Source organism: Pantoea sp. YR525 (genome assembly GCF_900116775.1).
Taxonomy (GTDB): domain Bacteria; phylum Pseudomonadota; class Gammaproteobacteria; order Enterobacterales; family Enterobacteriaceae; genus Pantoea; species Pantoea symbiotica.
Genome location: NZ_FPBU01000005.1, coordinates 244,988 through 262,634, shown reverse-complemented (window position 1 = coordinate 262,634; position 17,647 = coordinate 244,988). Strand labels below are relative to the sequence as shown.

The window sequence follows — 17,647 nt, the reverse complement described above, 5'->3', positions numbered from 1 at the left end:
ACCATGGCGAACAAATTTACTCAACACAGCGGAATTGTGGCGCCATTGGATGCGGCCAACGTCGACACTGATGCCATCATTCCTAAGCAGTTCCTGCAGAAAGTGACGCGCACCGGTTTTGGCGCGCACCTGTTCCACGACTGGCGTTTTGAAGATGATGCGGGCACCGTGCCAACCGCCAGCTTCGTGCTGAACAAACCCGAGTTCAAAGGCACCAGCATTTTGCTGGCGCGTGAGAACTTTGGCTGCGGTTCATCGCGTGAGCACGCGCCTTGGGCGCTGACTGATTTCGGTTTCCATGTGGTGATCGCGCCAAGCTTCGCCGACATCTTCTATGGCAACAGCTTCAACAACCAGCTGCTGCCGGTGAAGTTGAGCGATGAAGAAGTGGATGAGATGTTCAAACTGGTTGCCGCGCAGCCGGGCGTCTCTTTCACCGTGGATCTGGAAGCGCAAACTGTTACGGCAGGCGATAAAACGTATAGCTTTGAAATCGACAGCTTCCGCCGTCACTGCATGATCAACGGTCTCGACAGCATTGGCCTGACGCTGCAACACGAAGCCTCAATCTCCAGCTACGAAACCAATCAGCCCGCGTTCTTACGCTAAGGCAACAAGGGCGACGTGATGTCGCCCTTCTCCTTTATACATCCCGCACGCGCGACGCCAATCCCAACGCCAGCACCGCCAGCCCCAACGCCAGCCAGTAAACCGACTCATGACCAAAGCGCTCGCTCATGGTGCCCTGAATGATGCCGGCGATAATCATGCCGGTGGAAATCGAGGTGGTGAACAATGTCGTCGCCGCACCCGCGCGGCCCGGCATTAAATCCTGGAACCACAGCATGCCAATCCCGGCGATGATGCCGATAAAGGCAGCGTTGAATAGTTGCAGTACCATCAATGCAGTACGCGACTGGAACATCACCAATCCGAGATAAAACACAATCGCCGCCACCAGCGCCAGCAGCATCAGTTTGCGTTTGCCGGTGCGCCGCGCGTAATGCCCGGCCAGTAGCATGATTGGAATCTCTAGCCCGGCGGCAGTGCCCATCAGCAATCCCGCCAGCTTCTCCGGTAGGCCAAGCGTAGAGCTGATATACAGCGGCATATCAATGATATACATGGTGTTGCACGCCCACATGGTGACGGAGGCGATAAACAGCAACCGCACCTGGCTGTCTTTCCACGGGCTCAGCTGCGTCAGCACCTCTTCAGGCGATGCCACCACGCGCGGCACCGACGGCAAGGTACGCCAGATCAGCAGCATGCTCAGCAGGAAAATCCCCGCCGCCACGCAAAACAGCGTCACAAAGCCGTAGTTGAGCGCCAGCGCAAATGACAGCGGCGGCCCAATCACCCACGCCAGCGACAGCTGCGCACGCATCACCGAGCTGAACATCACCACTTCACGCGCCGACTGATCGGCATATTCGCGCGCGAGCGCAAACACCTGCGGAATCGACACGCTGGCCAGCGCCGACAAAAACACGCCCAGCGTCACCAGCGTTAAATAGTGGCGATTAAAGGCAAACAGCAGCGCATTCAGCGTCGCCATCAGGCAGCAAAACAGAATCAGGTTGCGGCGATCGCCCTGGTTATCGGAGCGTTTCGCCATCAGCAGGCTAATCACAATCCCGGCGATCGCATTGATGGTAAAGAACAAGCCGACCCAGAACGGACTTACCTGCACTTCACGCGTCAGAAACAGGCTCAGCGTCGGCGCCTGCAGCGCACCGGCCACGCCGGTCATAAACGACACCGCCATAAACGAGAGATAGACCGGATTGATGCGACGTTGACGCGTTAACAGCGATTTCATGCAGAAATCCCTTTGCGGATAAAAAAAGGTAGAGAAATGAGGGTAGAAGATTCTACAGCAAAACGAAAAAAGCCAGCAGATAAAGCGCTGCTGGCGGTGAAAATGCACCCTACTCAGAAAGAGGTTCCACGTCGGCGGAACCGCTGGCAGAGCGCCATTCATTACTGAATGCCTCCCGCTCTTCCATTGCCGGGCAGTATGCCTCTAATATGAGGCAGGAAAAACTGAGCGATTCTGACAAGGAGTTCCCCTTTTATGTCCTCATCACGTTTGCAGCAGCAATTCATCCGCTTATGGCAAAGCTGTCAGGGGCAGGATCAGGAAACCACGCTCAACGAGCTGGCGGATCTGCTGCACTGTTCGCGTCGCCATATGCGTAACCTGCTCAACGCCATGCAGAGTGAAGGCTGGCTGATTTGGCAGGCGGAAGCGGGACGCGGCAAGCGCTCGATGCTGAGTTTCTGCTATACCGGCCTGGCGCTCCAGCAGCAGCGCGCTGAGGATCTACTTGAGCAGGATCGCATCGAACAGTTAGTGCAACTGGTTGGCGATAAAAATCAGGTGCGCCAGATGATCGCGGCACATTTAGGCCGCAGCTTCCGTCAGGGTAAACACATTCTGCGCGTGCTCTATTACCGTCCGCTGCCCAATCTGCTGCCAGGTTCGCCGCTGCGCCGCTCAGAAACCCATCTGGCGCGACAAATTTTCAACGGCCTGATGCGCATAAATGAGGAAAAGGGGGAAATCGAACCCGATATCGCCCATCACTGGCAGCAGACCTCGTCGCTGCAGTGGCGCTTCTTCCTGCGCCCGGCGATCCGTTTTCATCATGGTCGTGAACTGGAAATGGAGGATGTGATTGCTTCGCTGGAACGCGTGCGTAGCCAGCCGCTGTTTTCTCACATCAGTAAACTGGATTCGCCCGCGCCCTGGACGCTGGATATCCATCTGAGCCAGCCGGACGATTGGTTGCCATGGCTGCTGGCCAGCGTCAGCGCGATGATCCTGCCGCGCGAATGGCCAACGCTGCGTCAGTTTGCCCGCCAGCCGATTGGCACCGGCCCGTACAGCGTGGTGCGCAACCAACAAACGCAGCTGAAAATCGCCGCCTTCGATGATTACTTTGGCTATCGCGCGCTGATTGACGATGTGTCAATTTGGGTGCTGCCGGAGATCAGCGATGAACTGGTGTACGCCGGAGTCAAACTGCAAGGCGAAACCGCCGATGAAAAATCGGAAGAGAGCCGTCTGGAAGAAGGCTGCTACTTTCTGCTTTACGATCAGCGCTCCGCATTGGGCCGCGATGCGCATTTCCGCCGTTGGGTGAGTTATCTGTTTAATCCGATCGCCTTATTGAATCATGCTGGCGTCGGCTATCAGCGTTACTGGTTCCCCGCTTATGGCTTGCTGCCACGCTGGCACCATCGCCGCGATCTCACGCCCGCCGACAAGCTAGCAGGTTTAACCCAACTGACGCTGAGCTGGTACAGCCATCACGTTGAGCATGAAGGTATCGCCAACGCGCTGCGACCGCTGCTGGCGCAGCAAGGTGTTGAGCTGATCACCCGCGTTGTGAGCTACGAAGAGTGGTTCGAGGGCGAAGGTGAAAGTGACATCTGGCTCGGCAGCGTCAACTTTACCCTGCCGCTCGAGTACGCGCTGTTCGCCCAACTGTTTGAGCTGCCGTTGATGCATCACTGCATCCCAATTGACTGGCAAGCCGATGCCGCACGCTGGCGGCAAAAGGATTTACCGTTGGCGGAATGGAGTAAACAGCTGATCGACTGCGACTATCTGCATCCGCTGTTCCATCACTGGCTGCTGCTGGAAGGACAGCGCAGTATGCGCGGCGTGCGCCTCAATACGCTCGGCTGGTTTGACTTCAAATCAGCCTGGTTTGCGCCGCCGGAGCTGTGATCCTTTCGCGCTGTCATATAAATGTCTAGAATGAGCCGTTCTCAACGGGGTGCCTTGAAATCAGGGCTGAGAGAAACCCGTCGAACCTGATCCGGCTAATACCGGCGTAGGGATTTGAGATGTCTCACTCCTCAGATCCTTTGCGACTCAACTTATCTTCTCCTCAAGGAGCGCAAAGTGTTAAACAAAGTTCTGCCTGTGTTGCTGCTGGTTGCGGCACCGGCTTTCGCTGCCAAACCGGTTCTCACCGTTTACACCTACGATTCGTTCTCTGCCGATTGGGGCCCCGGTCCAGCGGTAAAAAAAGCCTTTGAAGCGCAGTGCGGCTGCGAACTGAAGTACGTAGCGCTGGAAGATGGCGTATCGCTGCTCAATCGTGTGCGCATGGAAGGCAAAAACAGCAAAGCCGATGTGGTGCTGGGGCTGGACAACAATCTGGTGCAGGCGGCGGAGAAAACCGGGCTGTTTGCCAAAAGCAGCGTTGATACCAAAGCATTAACGTTGCCAGATGGCTGGCACAACGACACCTTCATTCCGTTCGATTATGGCTACTTCGCCTTCGTCTACGATAAAAACAAACTGAAGAATCCGCCGAAAAGCCTGAAAGAACTGGTCGAAAGCCCGGAAAAATGGCGCGTGATTTATGAAGATCCGCGCACCAGCACGCCGGGCCTTGGCCTGCTGCTGTGGATGCAAAAAGTCTATGGTGATAACGCGCCTGACGCGTGGCAGAAGCTGGCACAAAAAACCGTTACCGTCACCAAAGGCTGGAGCGAAGCTTACGGCCTGTTCCTGAAGGGCGAAGGCGATCTGGTGTTGAGCTACACCACTTCTCCGGCTTATCACATTATCGAAGAGAAGAAAGAGAACTACGCCGCCGCCGAATTTAGCGAAGGCCACTATTTGCAGGTGGAAGTTGCCGCGCAGCTCGCCAGCAGCAAACAGCCCAAGCTGGCGCAGCAGTTCATGCAGTTTATGGTTTCTCCGGCCTTCCAGCAGACCATTCCCACCGGCAACTGGATGTATCCGGTGATCAAAAGCGATCTGCCAGCCGGTTATCAAACGCTGCAGGTGCCCGCCAAGGCGTTGCAATACACGCCAGCCGAAGTGGCCGACCATCGCGCCGCGTGGATCAGCGCATGGCAAAGCGCCGTTAGTCGTTAATGCCCGGCTGGTTAATTCCCGGTAGCGTCATCGCGCTTTTGCTCTGTGCGGTGGCGCTGCTGGCGTTTGGCGCATTGGTGATGGTTGCACCGGCCACCGACTGGCGTGCGCTGCTCAACGACAGTTATCTGCATCATGTGCTGCTGTTCTCGTTTGAGCAGGCGCTGCTGTCGGCGTTGCTCTCAGTGCTGCCCGCAATCCTGCTGGCACGCGCGCTCTATCGCCGCCGTTTTCCCGGTCGCAATCTGTTGCTGCGCCTGTGCGCCATGACGCTGGTGCTGCCGGTGCTGGTGGCGGTGTTTGGCTTGCTCAGCGTCTACGGCCGCAGCGGCTGGCTGGCACAACTGTGCTCGGCCATTGGCTTTGACTACCACTTTTCACCGTATGGCCTGCAGGGCATTCTGCTGGCGCACGTCTTTTTTAACCTGCCGCTGGCGACGCGCCTGCTGTTACAGGCGCTGGAGAGCATTCCCGGCGAGCAGCGGCAAGTCGCCGCCCAATTAGGCCTGCGCGGCTGGAATCTGTTTCGCTGGCTGGAATGGCCGTGGCTACGCCGTCAGATTCTGCCGACGGCGGCGCTAATCTTTATGCTCTGTTTCGCCAGCTTCGCCACGGTGCTGGCGCTGGGCGGCGGACCGCAGGCCACCACGCTGGAACTGGCGATCTATCAGGCGCTGAATTTCGACTACGATCCGGGCCGCGCGGCGCTGCTGGCGCTGTTACAGCTCGGTTGCTGTTTGCTGCTGGTATTGCTGAGCCAGCGCTTTAGCAAAGCCATTCCCACCGGCAGCCAGAGCATTCGCGGCTGGCGCGATCCGCAGGATTCATGGCAGGCGCGCATCAGCGATACGTTGTTGATTAGTCTGGCGCTGCTGCTGCTGTTACCGCCTCTGGCGGCGGTAATCGTCGATGGTTTGCGCGGCGGCGTCGCCGGTGCACTGCAACAAGCGGCGCTGTGGCAAGCCACCTTTACCTCGCTGCGCATCGCCGTGGGAGCTGGCCTGCTTTGCGTGGTGCTGACCATGATGCTGTTGTGGAGCAGCCGCGAACTGCGGCAGCGCCAGAACATAGTCGCGGCGCAGGCGATGGAGATGAGCGGCATGCTGATTCTGGCGATGCCGGGCATTGTGCTGGCGAGCGGTTTCTTCCTGCTGTTCAACGCCACCGTAGGTCTGCCGCAGCGCGCCGATGGTTTGGTGATCTTTACTAATGCCCTGATCGCCATCCCTTACGCCATGAAAGTGCTGGAGAATCCGATGCGCGATATCAGCGCCCGTTACAGCCAGCTCTGCGCTTCACTCGGCATCTCCGGCTTCAACCGTTTGCGGCTGATTGAGCTGCGCGCGCTGAAACGTCCAATTGCTCAGGCGCTGGCGTTTGCCTGCGTGCTGTCGATTGGTGATTTCGGCGTGGTCGCGCTGTTTGGCAGCGCCGATTTCCGCACGCTGCCCTTCTATCTGTTCCAGCAGATTGGCGCCTATCGCGGTGCGGACGGCGCCGTCACTGCGCTACTGCTGCTGCTGCTCTGCTTGCTACTCTTTACTCTGATGGAAAAATTACCGGGTCGCCATGCTGACACTGAATAACCTCACTTACCTTTATCAGCATCTGCCGATGCGCTTCAGTTTTGCGGCGCAGGCCGGTGAACGTCTGGCGATCCTCGGTCCGAGCGGCGCGGGGAAAAGTACCTTGCTGAGTCTGATTGGCGGCTTTTTGCCGATCAATCAAGGCGCGCTGGTGATGAACGGCATTGATCATACTCACAGCGTACCGTCGGCGCGCCCGGTTTCCATGCTGTTCCAGGAGAACAACCTTTTTCCGCATCTGACGGTGCAGCAAAACATGGCGCTGGGGCTACATCCGGGCCTGAAACTGACGCGTGAACAGCAGCAGCAAGTCGTGGCTATCGCCGAGCAAACTGGCCTGCAGACAATGCTCGCGCGTTTGCCTGGCGAACTTTCCGGTGGCCAGCGTCAGCGCGTGGCATTGGCGCGTTGCCTGCTGCGCAATCAGCCAATTTTGCTGCTGGACGAACCCTTCTCAGCGCTGGATCCGGCGCTGCGCAACGAGATGCTGCAGCTGGTTCGTTCGGTATGCGAAAGCCGCAACATCACCTTGTTGATGGTGTCGCACAGTCTGGAAGATGCTCAGCAAATTGCGCCGCGCAGTTTGGTGATCGTCGATGGGCGCATCTATTGGGATGGCAGTACTGAAAGTTTGGTGCGTGGTGAAAGTGAGGCGGCCGCCATCCTTGGCGTGACATCGCGTTAAGCGAAGAAGACTTTCCATAGCAGATGGCGGAAGATCGGCATCATTGGATGGAACTGGATAGCGATAAACGCGCCCAAACCAATTGCCGCCATCAGCGGAGCCAGCCAGCGCAGGCGCGCAGTCGGCAGATATTTCGTTGCCCAATCGACGGTTTTTCCGCTGCGCCACCAGCGCCACAGCAGCCAGCCACCGATCCACAGCAGCAGCGCCACCAGCAACAGCAACCATTTAAAGCTGCCGCCCTGCGCGGCCTGCGGCACGTCAATCGCCACGCCCGCCAGAATGCCCGGCATCAAATAAGCGGGTGGCCAGAGAATACAACCAATCAGGTTAGGCGGCAGAAACTTGCGCACCGGCAGCTCCAGCATGCCGGCCGCCAGCGGAATCAGTGGACGCGTCGGCCCAACAAAACGCCCCACCAAAATGGTGAGCATGCTGTGCTGGTGCAGCGCATGTTCGGTTTTATCCAGCAAGCCCTTGTATTTTTGGATGTATTTCCAACGATGCAGCGGCCCCTGAAATTTCCAGCCGATACCATACGAAACCCAATCCCCGATGAGGCAGCCAGCAAAACCTGCCGCCCACGCCGGGTAAAGACCAATTTGTCCACTGCCGACCAGCGCCCCAAGGCTGGCCATTAATACCGTGCCCGGCAACAGCAATCCCACGAAGGCCAGCGACTCAAGGAAAGTCACCAGCGCAACGGCGATCAGCGCGTACTCCAGCGATTGCGAAAACAGGTGTTGAATCCAGGCTTCCATAAATATCCTCTGCGGAATATAGAGGCTGGATTGTCCAGAGCATACTCATGGTCGTCAAGGCAAGAATTGTAGAACGATGTTGACAAAGTGGTGACAATTTCGCCTGCAGGACACTGTATAAACATCCATGTTATACTCAATGCAATTCATCCTCTGGAGTTCACGTGACCGATCCGCGCGCAGGTTTTCTGCTTACCCGACATTGGCGAGATACGCCGACCGGCAGCGAAGTGGTGCTGTGGCTGGCAACCGACAGCGGCCCGCAGCGGCTGGTGCTGCCTGCCCAGGAATCCGTGGCGTTTGTTCCCGAGGAGTTTCGCGCGCCAACCGAAGCGCTGATCCGCGACGAGCGGCACACACGCCTGCAAACGCTGGAGCTGAAGGATTTCCGCCGCCGCCCGGTGTTTGGCCTGTATTGCCGCAGCAATCGCCAGCTGCAAAATCTGGAAAAGCGCCTGCGTGAAAACGGTATTCCGGTGTATGAAGCGGATATCCGTCCACCCGAACGCTATTTGATGGAGCGCTTTATCACTGCGCCGGTGTGGTTTAGCGGTGAAACGCGCGGCGACAGCGTGGTCAACGCGCGCCTGAAGCCACATCCTGATTACCGTCCGCAGCTGAAATGGGTATCGCTGGATATCGAAACCACGCAGCATGGCGAACTCTACTGCATCGGGCTGGAAGGCTGCGGTCAGCGCCAGGTTTACATGCTTGGTCCGCCCAACGGCGATGCCAGCACGCTCGATTTTGAGCTGATTTATGTCGATAGCCGCCCGCAGTTGCTTGAGCAGCTCAACGCGTGGTTTGAGCGGCATGAACCGGATGTGATTATCGGCTGGAACGTGGTGCAGTTCGACTTGCGCGTATTGCAGAAACACGCCGATCGCTACGGCATTCCGCTGCGTTTAGGACGTCAGAAGCAGGCGCTGGAGTGGCGCGAGCACGGCTTCAAACCCGGGGTGTTTTTCGCGCAGGCGACGGGCCGCTTGATTATCGATGGCATCGACGCGCTCAAATCCGCCTTCTGGGATTTCCCCTCTTTCAGCCTTGAAGCGGTGTCGCGCCAGCTGCTGGGCGAAGGCAAAGCCATCGACAATCCGTGGGATCGCATGGAGGAGATCAACTGGCGCTTTGCCAACGATAAGCCGGCGCTGGCGAAATATAACCTCAAGGATTGCGAGCTGGTGACGCGCATTTTCCAGCACACCGCCATCATGCCGTTCCTGCTGGAACGCGCCACGGTGAATGGTTTAGCGGTGGATCGCCACGGCGGTTCGGTGGCGGCCTTTGGCCATCTCTATATCCCACGTATGCATCGCGCCGGTTTCGTGGCGCCGAATCTCGGCGAAGTTGCGCCGGAAGCCAGCCCCGGCGGCTACGTGATGGATTCGCGGCCCGGCCTGTACGATTCGGTGCTGGTGCTGGATTACAAAAGCCTCTATCCCTCAATTATTCGCACCTTCCTCATCGATCCAGTGGGTTTGGTGGAAGGCCTGGCGCATCCGGATGACGCCGATTCCGTGCCAGGTTTTCGCAACGCGCGCTTTTCCCGCGAAACGCACTGCTTACCGGCGATTGTCGAGCAGATTTGGCAGGGCCGAGAAGCTGCCAAGCGCGACAACAACAAACCGCTGTCGCAGGCACTGAAGATCATCATGAATGCTTTTTATGGCGTGCTCGGTACCAGCGCCTGTCGCTTCTTCGATCCGCGCCTCGCGTCATCCATTACCCTACGCGGCCACGCCATCATGCAGCAAACACGCGAGCTGATTGAAGCTGAAGGCTTTGATGTCATTTACGGCGATACTGATTCCACCTTCGTCTGGCTAAAAGGCGCGCGCAGTGAAGCAGAGGCGACAGCGATTGGTCGTCACCTCGCTGAACAGGTTAATGGCTGGTGGCAGCAGCATCTGCAATCGACTTATGGGCTGGAGAGCGCGCTGGAGCTGGAGTATGAAACCCACTTCAGCCGTTTTCTGATGCCAACCATTCGCGGCGCCGAACAGGGCAGCAAAAAGCGTTATGCCGGCATGATTCGCAGCGATTGCGGTGAGCGGCTGGTGTTTAAAGGCCTCGAATCGGTGCGCACCGACTGGACGCCGCTGGCGCAGCAGTTCCAGCAAAATCTCTATGGCCGCATTTTCCGTGGCGAGCCGTGGCAAGATTACATTCGCGAAACGGTCGCGCAGCTGCTGGCCGGGGAACTCGACGATCAGCTGGTATATAAAAAACGCCTGCGTCGCGCGCTGAAAGATTATGAGCGTAATGTGCCGCCACACGTGCGCGCTGCGCGCCTCGCCGATGAGCACAACCGCAATCTGCAGCGCCCGTTGCAGTATCAAAATGGCGGCTCAATTCGCTATGTGATGGCAACAGCCGGCCCGGAACCGCTTGAGGCGCGTAATACGCCTCTCGACTACGATCATTACGTCACTAAACAGCTGCAACCGGTGGCTGACGGCATTTTACCGTTCGTCGGTGATGACTTTGCTACACTCATTACTGGGCAGCTGGGGCTTTTTTGACAGGTGACGAATGCCTTGCCATCCAGTACCATAGCGCCCTTCCTGATTCTCACCGCACACACAATCTGACCAAACACCCGTTTGGCGGTTGGGTATTGCCTGAGTACAGGTGAACTTCTTTATGGCATGTCAGAGAGTCGAGCAAAAAATATATGGTTTTTACACTGGGTCAACGCTGGATTAGTGATACGGAAAGTGAACTGGGATTGGGCACGGTGGTCGCGATCGATACGCGCATGATCACCATGCTTTTTCCGGCAACCGGCGAAAACCGCCTGTATGCCCGAAATGATTCTCCGGTTACTCGTGTGATTTTCAATCCGGGTGACACCATCACCAGCTACGAAGGCTGGCAGATGTGCGTCGATGAAGTCCGCAACGAAAACGATTTAATGACTTACATCGGCACGCGTCTCGACACCGAAGAAACCGGCGTCGTCATGCGCGAAGTGATGCTGGACAGCAAACTGGTGTTCAGCAAGCCGCAGGATCGCCTGTTCGCCGGTCAGCTCGACCGCATGGACCGCTTTGCGCTGCGTTTCCGCGCGCGCAAATATCACAGCGAGCAATACCGCCTGCCGATCAGCGGCCTACGCGGTATGCGCACCAACCTAATTCCGCATCAGCTGCACATCGCCCACGATGTTGGCCGTCGTCACGCGCCGCGCGTATTGCTGGCGGACGAAGTGGGCTTGGGTAAAACCATTGAAGCCGGGATGATCATCCAGCAACAGCTGCTGGCGGGTCGTGCCGAGCGCGTGCTGATTGTGGTGCCGGAAACGCTGCAACATCAGTGGCTGGTGGAAATGCTGCGCCGCTTCAACCTGCGCTTTGCGCTGTTTGATGACGATCGCTACACCGAAGCGCAGCACGACAGCGACAACGCCTTTGAAACCGAGCAGCTGATTATCTGTTCGCTCGATTTTGTGCGCCGTAACAAGCAGCGTCTTGAACTGCTGGCCGATGCCGAGTGGGATCTGCTGGTGGTCGATGAAGCGCACCATCTGGCATGGAGCGAAGATGCACCGAGCCGTGAATATCAGGTTATCGAGCAGCTGGCAGAGAAAACCGCGGGCGTACTGCTGCTGACTGCAACGCCAGAGCAGCTGGGCTTAGAGAGCCACTTTGCGCGTCTGCGCCTGCTTGATCCGAACCGTTTCCACGATTTCGGCCAGTTTGTCGAAGAGCAGCAGCATTATCGTCCGGTGGCCGATGCGGTGAGCTCGCTGCTGGCCGATCACGCCATCAGCAAAGATGAGATGAACCTGATTAACGATCTGATCGGTGAACAGGATATCGAGCCGCTGCTGCAAGTGGCGAACAGCGATCGCGACGGCAAAGAAGATGCGCGTAAAGAGCTGGTCTCAATGCTGATGGATCGCCACGGCACCAGCCGCGTGCTGTTCCGTAACACCCGTAACGGCGTGAAAGGCTTCCCGAAACGTGAGCTGCACCAGATTCGTCTGCCGCTGCCCGCGCAGTATCAAACCGCGATTAAAGTCTCCGGCATCATGGGCACACGCAAAAGCGCAGAAGAGCGCGCGCGTGACATGCTGTATCCCGAGCAGATTTATCAGGAATTTGAAGGTGATAGCGGCACATGGTGGAACTTCGATCCGCGCGTTGAGTGGCTGATGGGCTACCTCACCAGCAACCGCAAAGAGAAAGTGCTGGTGATCTGCGCCAAAGCCGCCACTGCGCTGCAGCTGGAGCAGGTACTGCGTGAGCGCGAAGGCATCCGCGCCGCCGTGTTCCACGAAGGCTTGTCGATTATCGAACGCGACCGGGCAGCAGCCTTCTTCGCCTCCGAAGAGGATGGCGCGCAGGTGTTGCTGTGTTCCGAAATCGGTTCTGAAGGCCGTAACTTCCAGTTCGCCAGCCGTTTGGTGATGTTCGACCTGCCGTTCAACCCGGATCTGCTGGAGCAGCGTATTGGTCGTCTCGATCGTATCGGCCAGATGCATGACATCCAGATTCTGGTGCCGTGGCTGGAGAAAACTGCGCAGGCGGTGTTGCTGCGTTGGTATCACGAGGGGCTGGATGCGTTTGAACACACATGCCCAACCGGCCGCGCCATTTATGACAAAGAGTACAGTCAGCTGATTGAATATCTTGCTGCGCCGGAAAATCCGCAGGGGCTTGATGAGTTCGTCAGCGAAAGCCGTAAGCAGCACGATGCGTTGAAATCACAGCTGGAACAGGGCCGCGATCGCCTGCTGGAACTGAACTCCAACGGCGGAGATGCGGCTCAGGAGCTGGCGAATGCCATCGGCGAGCAGGACAACGATACCGATCTGGTTAACTTTGCGCTGAACCTGTTCGATATCGTCGGTATCAATCAGGAAGACCGCAGCGATAGCCTGATTGTGCTGACGCCATCCGACCACATGCTGGTGCCTGATTTCCCTGGCTTGCCGGAAGAGGGTTGCACCGTGACCTTTAACCGCAACCAGGCGCTGTCGCGCGAAGATACCCAGTTTATTACCTGGGAACATCCGCTGATCCTCAACGGTCTAGACCTGATTCTTTCGGGCGATACCGGCAGCTGTGCGCTGTCGCTGCTGAAGAATAAGGCGCTGCCGGTCGGTACGCTGCTGGTCGAGATGATCTATGTGGTTGAAGCGCAAGCGCCGAAAAGCCTGCAGCTCACCCGCTTCCTGCCGCCAACGCCGGTGCGCTTGCTGATGGATCGTGCCGGTAACAATCTGGCAGGCAAAGTTGAGTTCGAAAGCTTTAACCGTCAACTGAATGCGGTGAATCGCCATACCGGCAGCAAGCTGGTGAATGCGGTGCAGCAGGATGTGCATGAGATTCTGACTCAGGCGGAGAAAGCGATCGTGCCAGAAGCGCAGGCGATTATCGCGGCAGCGAAAGTGGAAGCCGAAGAGAAGCTCGGCGCTGAGCTGTCACGTCTTGAAGCGCTGCGCGCGGTTAACCCCAACATCCGTGATGATGAGGTTGAAGCGCTGGAAAGCAATCGCGAGCAGGTATTGGAAAGCCTGGGCGATGCAGGCTGGCGTCTTGATGCGCTGCGCCTGATCGTTGTCACGCACCAATAATGTTCAGGACCGCGACATCATGCTGATGGAAGCTTACAACCCGCCGCTCGAACCCTGGCTGCATATTCTGTATCAGGACGAGCACATTATGGTGGTGAATAAACCGAGCGGGTTGCTGTCGGTGCCGGGCCGTCTGGAGGAGCATAAGGATAGCGTGATGACGCGTATCCAACGTGATTTCCCACAGGCGGAATCGGTGCATCGTCTTGATATGGCTACCAGCGGCGTGATCGTCGTGGCCCTGAATAAAGCGGCTGAGCGTGAGCTCAAGCGCCAGTTCCGTGAGCGCGAGCCCTCTAAATACTATGTGGCGCGCGTGTGGGGCCATCCGGCGGCAGAAGAGGGTTTGATCGATCTGCCGCTGATTTGTGACTGGCCGAACCGGCCTAAGCAGATGGTGTGTTTCGAGAACGGCAAAGCGGCGCAGACCGAATATCAGGTGCTGGAGTATGAAGCGACGAACAGTGCGCGCATCAAGCTCAAGCCAATTACCGGACGCTCACACCAGCTGCGCGTGCATCTGCTGGCGCTGGGGCATCCGATTCTTGGCGACCGCTTTTATGCGCATGAAGAGGCGCTAACGATGGCGCCGCGTTTGCAACTGCATGCGGAGTCGCTGACGATCACGCATCCGGCGTTTGGCAATAGCATGACGTTCAGGCAGCCGGCGGAATTTTAGCCATAAAAAAGGTCGTCATAAATGACGACCCTACAAAATAATCGTCCTGGAAGACGATTATTTGAACCCCTTCTCCTTACGAATCAAATCGTAAGCCGCCTGAATCTCCTGCGCTTTCTGCTTCGCCATCTCCATCATCTCCGGCGGTAAACCTTTCGCCACCAGCTTGTCAGGGTGATGCTCGCTCATCAGCTTACGGTAGGCGCGCTTGATGGTGGTGCCATCATCGCTGCTTTTCACGCCCAACACGCTGCAGGCATCTTCCAGCGTTGGACCGCGTTGCGCCTGCTGATAGGTGCCACTACGTGAAGAACCGCCGCCGCCAAATTGCTGACCGCCTTCAATCATGCGCAGGAACTGGTCGAACTGCGCGCGTGAAATGCCCAGCTCTTCAGCTATTACATACAGCACCTGACGCTCGTTGGGATGCAGTGAACCATCGGCGAATGCAGCCTGGATTTGGATTTCCAGAAACATCCGAATCAGATCAAATCGGCCAAAGCAGGCGCTGCGCAGTTCGCGCAGTTTACTACGTAGCGGATAGTCGCTCTGCTTGCCTTCACGGAATGCACGCTGTGCGGCAGTACGTGCATCGCCATGCAGCTGCATGCGATCCATAAATAAGGAAGCAATCTGGATATCCGCTTCGGTAACGCGCCCTTTTGACTTGGTCAAATGGCCCATCACCTGGAAGGTGGTACTGAAAAACAGAGTTTGGCGCGCCTGGTTATTGGCGAAGTAGCCCTGTCCTTTTACGCTGCGCACTTTGTCAAACATGTGACCAATGATCAGACCCAGTACAATGCCCCAAAAGCCTGCCCCGGAAAATATCCCGAGCGCCAGACCAATTACTTTTCCCCAGTAGCGCATAAACTCCTCAATTCGCCATGCTTGCGGCTGAAAATTGCATTATCATACCTGTCATTTATCTCAGCGCCTAACGGCAACGCGGACAGACAAGGATTAACACTGGCGCAACGCCGGGCAGTAAGTTAGTCTCTGACCGGATTGTCGGCATGATGCCAGTTTTCATGGAATTATCGAAACCGCGTATGAAAAAACGTATACCTACCTTGCTGGCTACCATGATTGGTGCAGCGCTTTATAGCCAGTCATCACTCGCCGACGATCTGATGTCGCAGTGCATGCTGGGCGTGCCAAGTTACAACCGCCCGCTGGTCAATGGCGACACCAACTCGCTGCCGGTCACCATCCATTCTGATTCCGCCAAAGGCAACTATCCGAATGATGCGGTGTTCACCGGCAATGTCGACGTGCAGCAGGGCAACAGCCGCCTGCGCTCCGACGAAATGCAGTTACATCAGCGTCAGCAAGATGGCCAAACCACGCCGATTCGTACCGTGGATGCGCTGGGTAATGTGCACTATGACGACAATCAGGTCATTCTCAAAGGTCCGAAAGCCTGGTCGAATCTGAACACCAAAGACACTAACGTGTGGAACGGTGATTATCAGATGGTTGGCCGTCAGGGCCGCGGCGATGCCGATCAGATGAAACTGCGCGGTAATAATCGCTACACCATTCTGGAAAACGGCAGCTTTACTTCCTGTTTGCCGGGTTCCAACAGCTGGAGCGTGGTCGGTTCCGAAGTGATTCAGGACCGCGAAGAAGAAGTCGCTGAGATCTGGAACGCCCGCTTTAAGCTCGGCAATGTGCCGGTATTCTACAGCCCTTATCTGCAGTTACCGATTGGCGATCGTCGCCGCTCGGGTTTCCTGATCCCGAATGCGAAATACGGCAGTAATAACGGCTTTGAATTCATGCTGCCGTACTACTGGAACATCGCGCCGCAAGCCGATGCCACTATCACGCCGCACTATATGGAAAAACGCGGTCTGCAGTTGCAGAACGAATTCCGTTATTTGACGGTGTTTGGTGCGGGCTTGATGGAACTGGATTATCTGCAATCGGACAATCAATACAACAAAGATAAAGCCTCTCGTCCTTTAGTCCAAAATGATACTAACGATGATCGCTGGCTATTCTTCTGGCGTCATTCAGGTGTTTACGATCAGCACTGGCGCTTCAACGCTGATTACACCAAGGTAAGCGATCCTTACTACTTCAACGATCTCGATTCGAAGTACTACAGCTCTACCGACGGCTATGCCACGCAGAAATTTAGCTTTGGTTACGCTGATACCAATTGGGACGCGACGCTCTCGACCAAAGACTTCCAAGTATTTGGCAATACCAGCAACAGCAACGTCTATCGTGCAATGCCACAGCTCGATCTGAACTTCTATCAGAACGATATGGGGCCGTTTGATGGTCGCGTCTTTGCCCAGGCAGTGAAATTCACTAATGTTAATAGCCGTATGCCGGAAGCAACACGTTTGCATATTGAGCCAACATTAAATCTGCCGCTATCAAACGGATGGGCAAGCCTTGATACTGAAGCTAAGTTCCTGGCAACCCATTACCAGCAAGAGAATATCAATAGTTATAACAATGGCGAGATTCCAAACGTCGGTGGTGCAAGTGGACGCCTTGACGATTCCGTCAACCGTACGCTGCCACAGTTCAAAGTGGATGGCCGCTTAGTGTTTGACCGCGCGATGGACTGGGAACCAGGCTATACGCAAACGCTGGAACCGCGTGTTCAGTACCTTTACATCCCGTATCGTAACCAGAGCAATATCTATCCGTACGACTCGACGCTGCTGCAAACCGACTACACTGGCCTGTTCCGCGATCGTACTTACAGCGGCCTCGATCGCATCGCTTCGTCTAACGAAGTGGCGACCGGCGTAACCTCACGTATTTATGATAACGATCTGGTGGAACGTTTTAACGTTTCTGTGGGTCAAATCTACTCGTTTACCCCGTCTCGTACCGGCGTAAACCAGACGAACAAAGAAGATGACACCGGCAGCCTCGTTTGGGCCGGCGACACTTACTGGAAAATCAGCGATCGTTGGGGCGCGCGTGGCGGTCTGCAATACGACACCCGCCTTGATAACGTCGCGCAGGGCAATGCAGTGGTCGAGTATCGTCAGGATGCCGATCGTATGGTGCAGCTGAGCTATCGCTACAGCAGCCCGGAATACGTGGCGCAGGCGCTGAATAACTCAAGCCTGGTGACTGACCCGATCTACAAAAACGGGATTTCACAGGTTGGTGCCACCGCTAGCTGGCCGATTGCGGATGCCTGGTCACTGGTGGGCGGTTATTACTACGATACCCGCAACAGTCGTCCGGCTGAACAGCTGGTCGGCCTGCAGTACAGCTCGTGCTGCTATGCCATTCGTCTGGGTTACGAACGCAAGATCAACGGTTGGGAAAACAACGACAGTAAGTATGACAACCAAATCTCATTCAACATTGAGCTGCGTGGTCTGAGTTCCAACTATGGCTTAGGCACTAATGAAATGCTGCGTCAGGGCATCATTCCTTACCAGCGCGCTTTCTGATGTTGTGATGTTTGA

General features: G+C 56.5%; 12 protein-coding genes and 1 riboswitch. Of the genes, 9 read left to right on the top strand and 3 right to left on the bottom strand.

All coding sequences use genetic code 11. The annotated features are described in order from the left end of the window. The first annotated feature begins 3 nt into the window (after positions 1 to 3). Positions 4 to 609 (top strand): 3-isopropylmalate dehydratase small subunit, encoded by a 606-nt coding sequence (gene leuD, locus BM323_RS12405; protein WP_008108627.1) that lies wholly within the window; start codon positions 4 to 6, stop codon positions 607 to 609. A gap of 34 nt (positions 610 to 643) precedes the next feature. Here the strand turns inward: leuD and BM323_RS12400 are convergent, their stop codons facing one another. Continuing rightward, complete coding sequence (locus BM323_RS12400) at positions 644 to 1,822, bottom strand: MFS transporter (RefSeq protein WP_036649573.1); 1,179 nt, start codon at positions 1,820 to 1,822, stop codon at positions 644 to 646. 255 nt (positions 1,823 to 2,077) lie between these two features. On the opposite strand from BM323_RS12400, the gene sgrR reads away from it, so the two are divergent. From sgrR to thiQ, 4 genes are all read left to right on the top strand, one after another. Beyond that, on the top strand, positions 2,078 to 3,739 hold the full coding sequence (gene sgrR / locus BM323_RS12395; protein ID WP_008108629.1) for an HTH-type transcriptional regulator SgrR: 1,662 nt from the start codon (positions 2,078 to 2,080) through the stop codon (positions 3,737 to 3,739). A 35-nt stretch (positions 3,740 to 3,774) separates the two neighbouring features. Then, positions 3,775 to 3,870: riboswitch (TPP riboswitch) on the top strand. A 46-nt stretch (positions 3,871 to 3,916) separates the two neighbouring features. Further along, on the top strand, positions 3,917 to 4,903 hold the full coding sequence (gene thiB, locus BM323_RS12390; protein ID WP_008108630.1) for a thiamine ABC transporter substrate binding subunit: 987 nt from the start codon (positions 3,917 to 3,919) through the stop codon (positions 4,901 to 4,903). Then, positions 4,903 to 6,489 carry a thiamine/thiamine pyrophosphate ABC transporter permease ThiP gene (gene thiP / locus BM323_RS12385; protein WP_008108631.1) on the top strand — a complete coding sequence of 529 codons (1,587 nt, stop codon included), beginning with the start codon at positions 4,903 to 4,905 and terminating at the stop codon, positions 6,487 to 6,489. Before thiB ends, thiP begins: the two co-directional genes overlap by 1 nt. Beyond that, positions 6,473 to 7,174, top strand: a complete 702-nt coding sequence (thiQ, locus tag BM323_RS12380; RefSeq protein WP_008108633.1) for a thiamine ABC transporter ATP-binding protein ThiQ — start codon at positions 6,473 to 6,475, stop codon at positions 7,172 to 7,174. Before thiP ends, thiQ begins: the two co-directional genes overlap by 17 nt. On the opposite strand, the gene BM323_RS12375 is transcribed toward thiQ, so the two are convergent. Continuing rightward, on the bottom strand, positions 7,171 to 7,935 hold the full coding sequence (locus BM323_RS12375) for a DedA family protein (protein ID WP_008108634.1): 765 nt from the start codon (positions 7,933 to 7,935) through the stop codon (positions 7,171 to 7,173). The two genes, thiQ and BM323_RS12375, sit on opposite strands and share 4 nt — an antisense overlap. Positions 7,936 to 8,099: 164 nt before the next feature. On the opposite strand from BM323_RS12375, the gene polB reads away from it, so the two are divergent. The 3 genes from polB to rluA all read left to right on the top strand — a co-directional run bounded on the left by polB (position 8,100) and on the right by rluA (position 14,198). Next, on the top strand, positions 8,100 to 10,460 hold the full coding sequence (gene polB, locus BM323_RS12370) for a DNA polymerase II (protein WP_008108638.1): 2,361 nt from the start codon (positions 8,100 to 8,102) through the stop codon (positions 10,458 to 10,460). A 152-nt stretch (positions 10,461 to 10,612) separates the two neighbouring features. Beyond that, complete coding sequence (rapA, locus tag BM323_RS12365; RefSeq protein WP_008108639.1) at positions 10,613 to 13,519, top strand: RNA polymerase-associated protein RapA; 2,907 nt, start codon at positions 10,613 to 10,615, stop codon at positions 13,517 to 13,519. A 19-nt stretch (positions 13,520 to 13,538) separates the two neighbouring features. Beyond that, positions 13,539 to 14,198 (top strand): bifunctional tRNA pseudouridine(32) synthase/23S rRNA pseudouridine(746) synthase RluA, encoded by a 660-nt coding sequence (rluA, locus tag BM323_RS12360; protein ID WP_008108640.1) that lies wholly within the window; start codon positions 13,539 to 13,541, stop codon positions 14,196 to 14,198. 57 nt (positions 14,199 to 14,255) lie between these two features. Here rluA and djlA read toward each other — a convergent pair whose 3' ends face one another. Continuing rightward, on the bottom strand, positions 14,256 to 15,068 hold the full coding sequence (djlA, locus tag BM323_RS12355; RefSeq protein WP_008108642.1) for a co-chaperone DjlA: 813 nt from the start codon (positions 15,066 to 15,068) through the stop codon (positions 14,256 to 14,258). 182 nt (positions 15,069 to 15,250) lie between these two features. Here djlA and lptD point away from each other — a divergent pair, with 182 nt between their 5' ends. Continuing rightward, on the top strand, positions 15,251 to 17,632 hold the full coding sequence (gene lptD, locus BM323_RS12350) for an LPS assembly protein LptD (protein ID WP_193372754.1): 2,382 nt from the start codon (positions 15,251 to 15,253) through the stop codon (positions 17,630 to 17,632). The last annotated feature ends 15 nt before the right edge of the window (positions 17,633 to 17,647 follow it).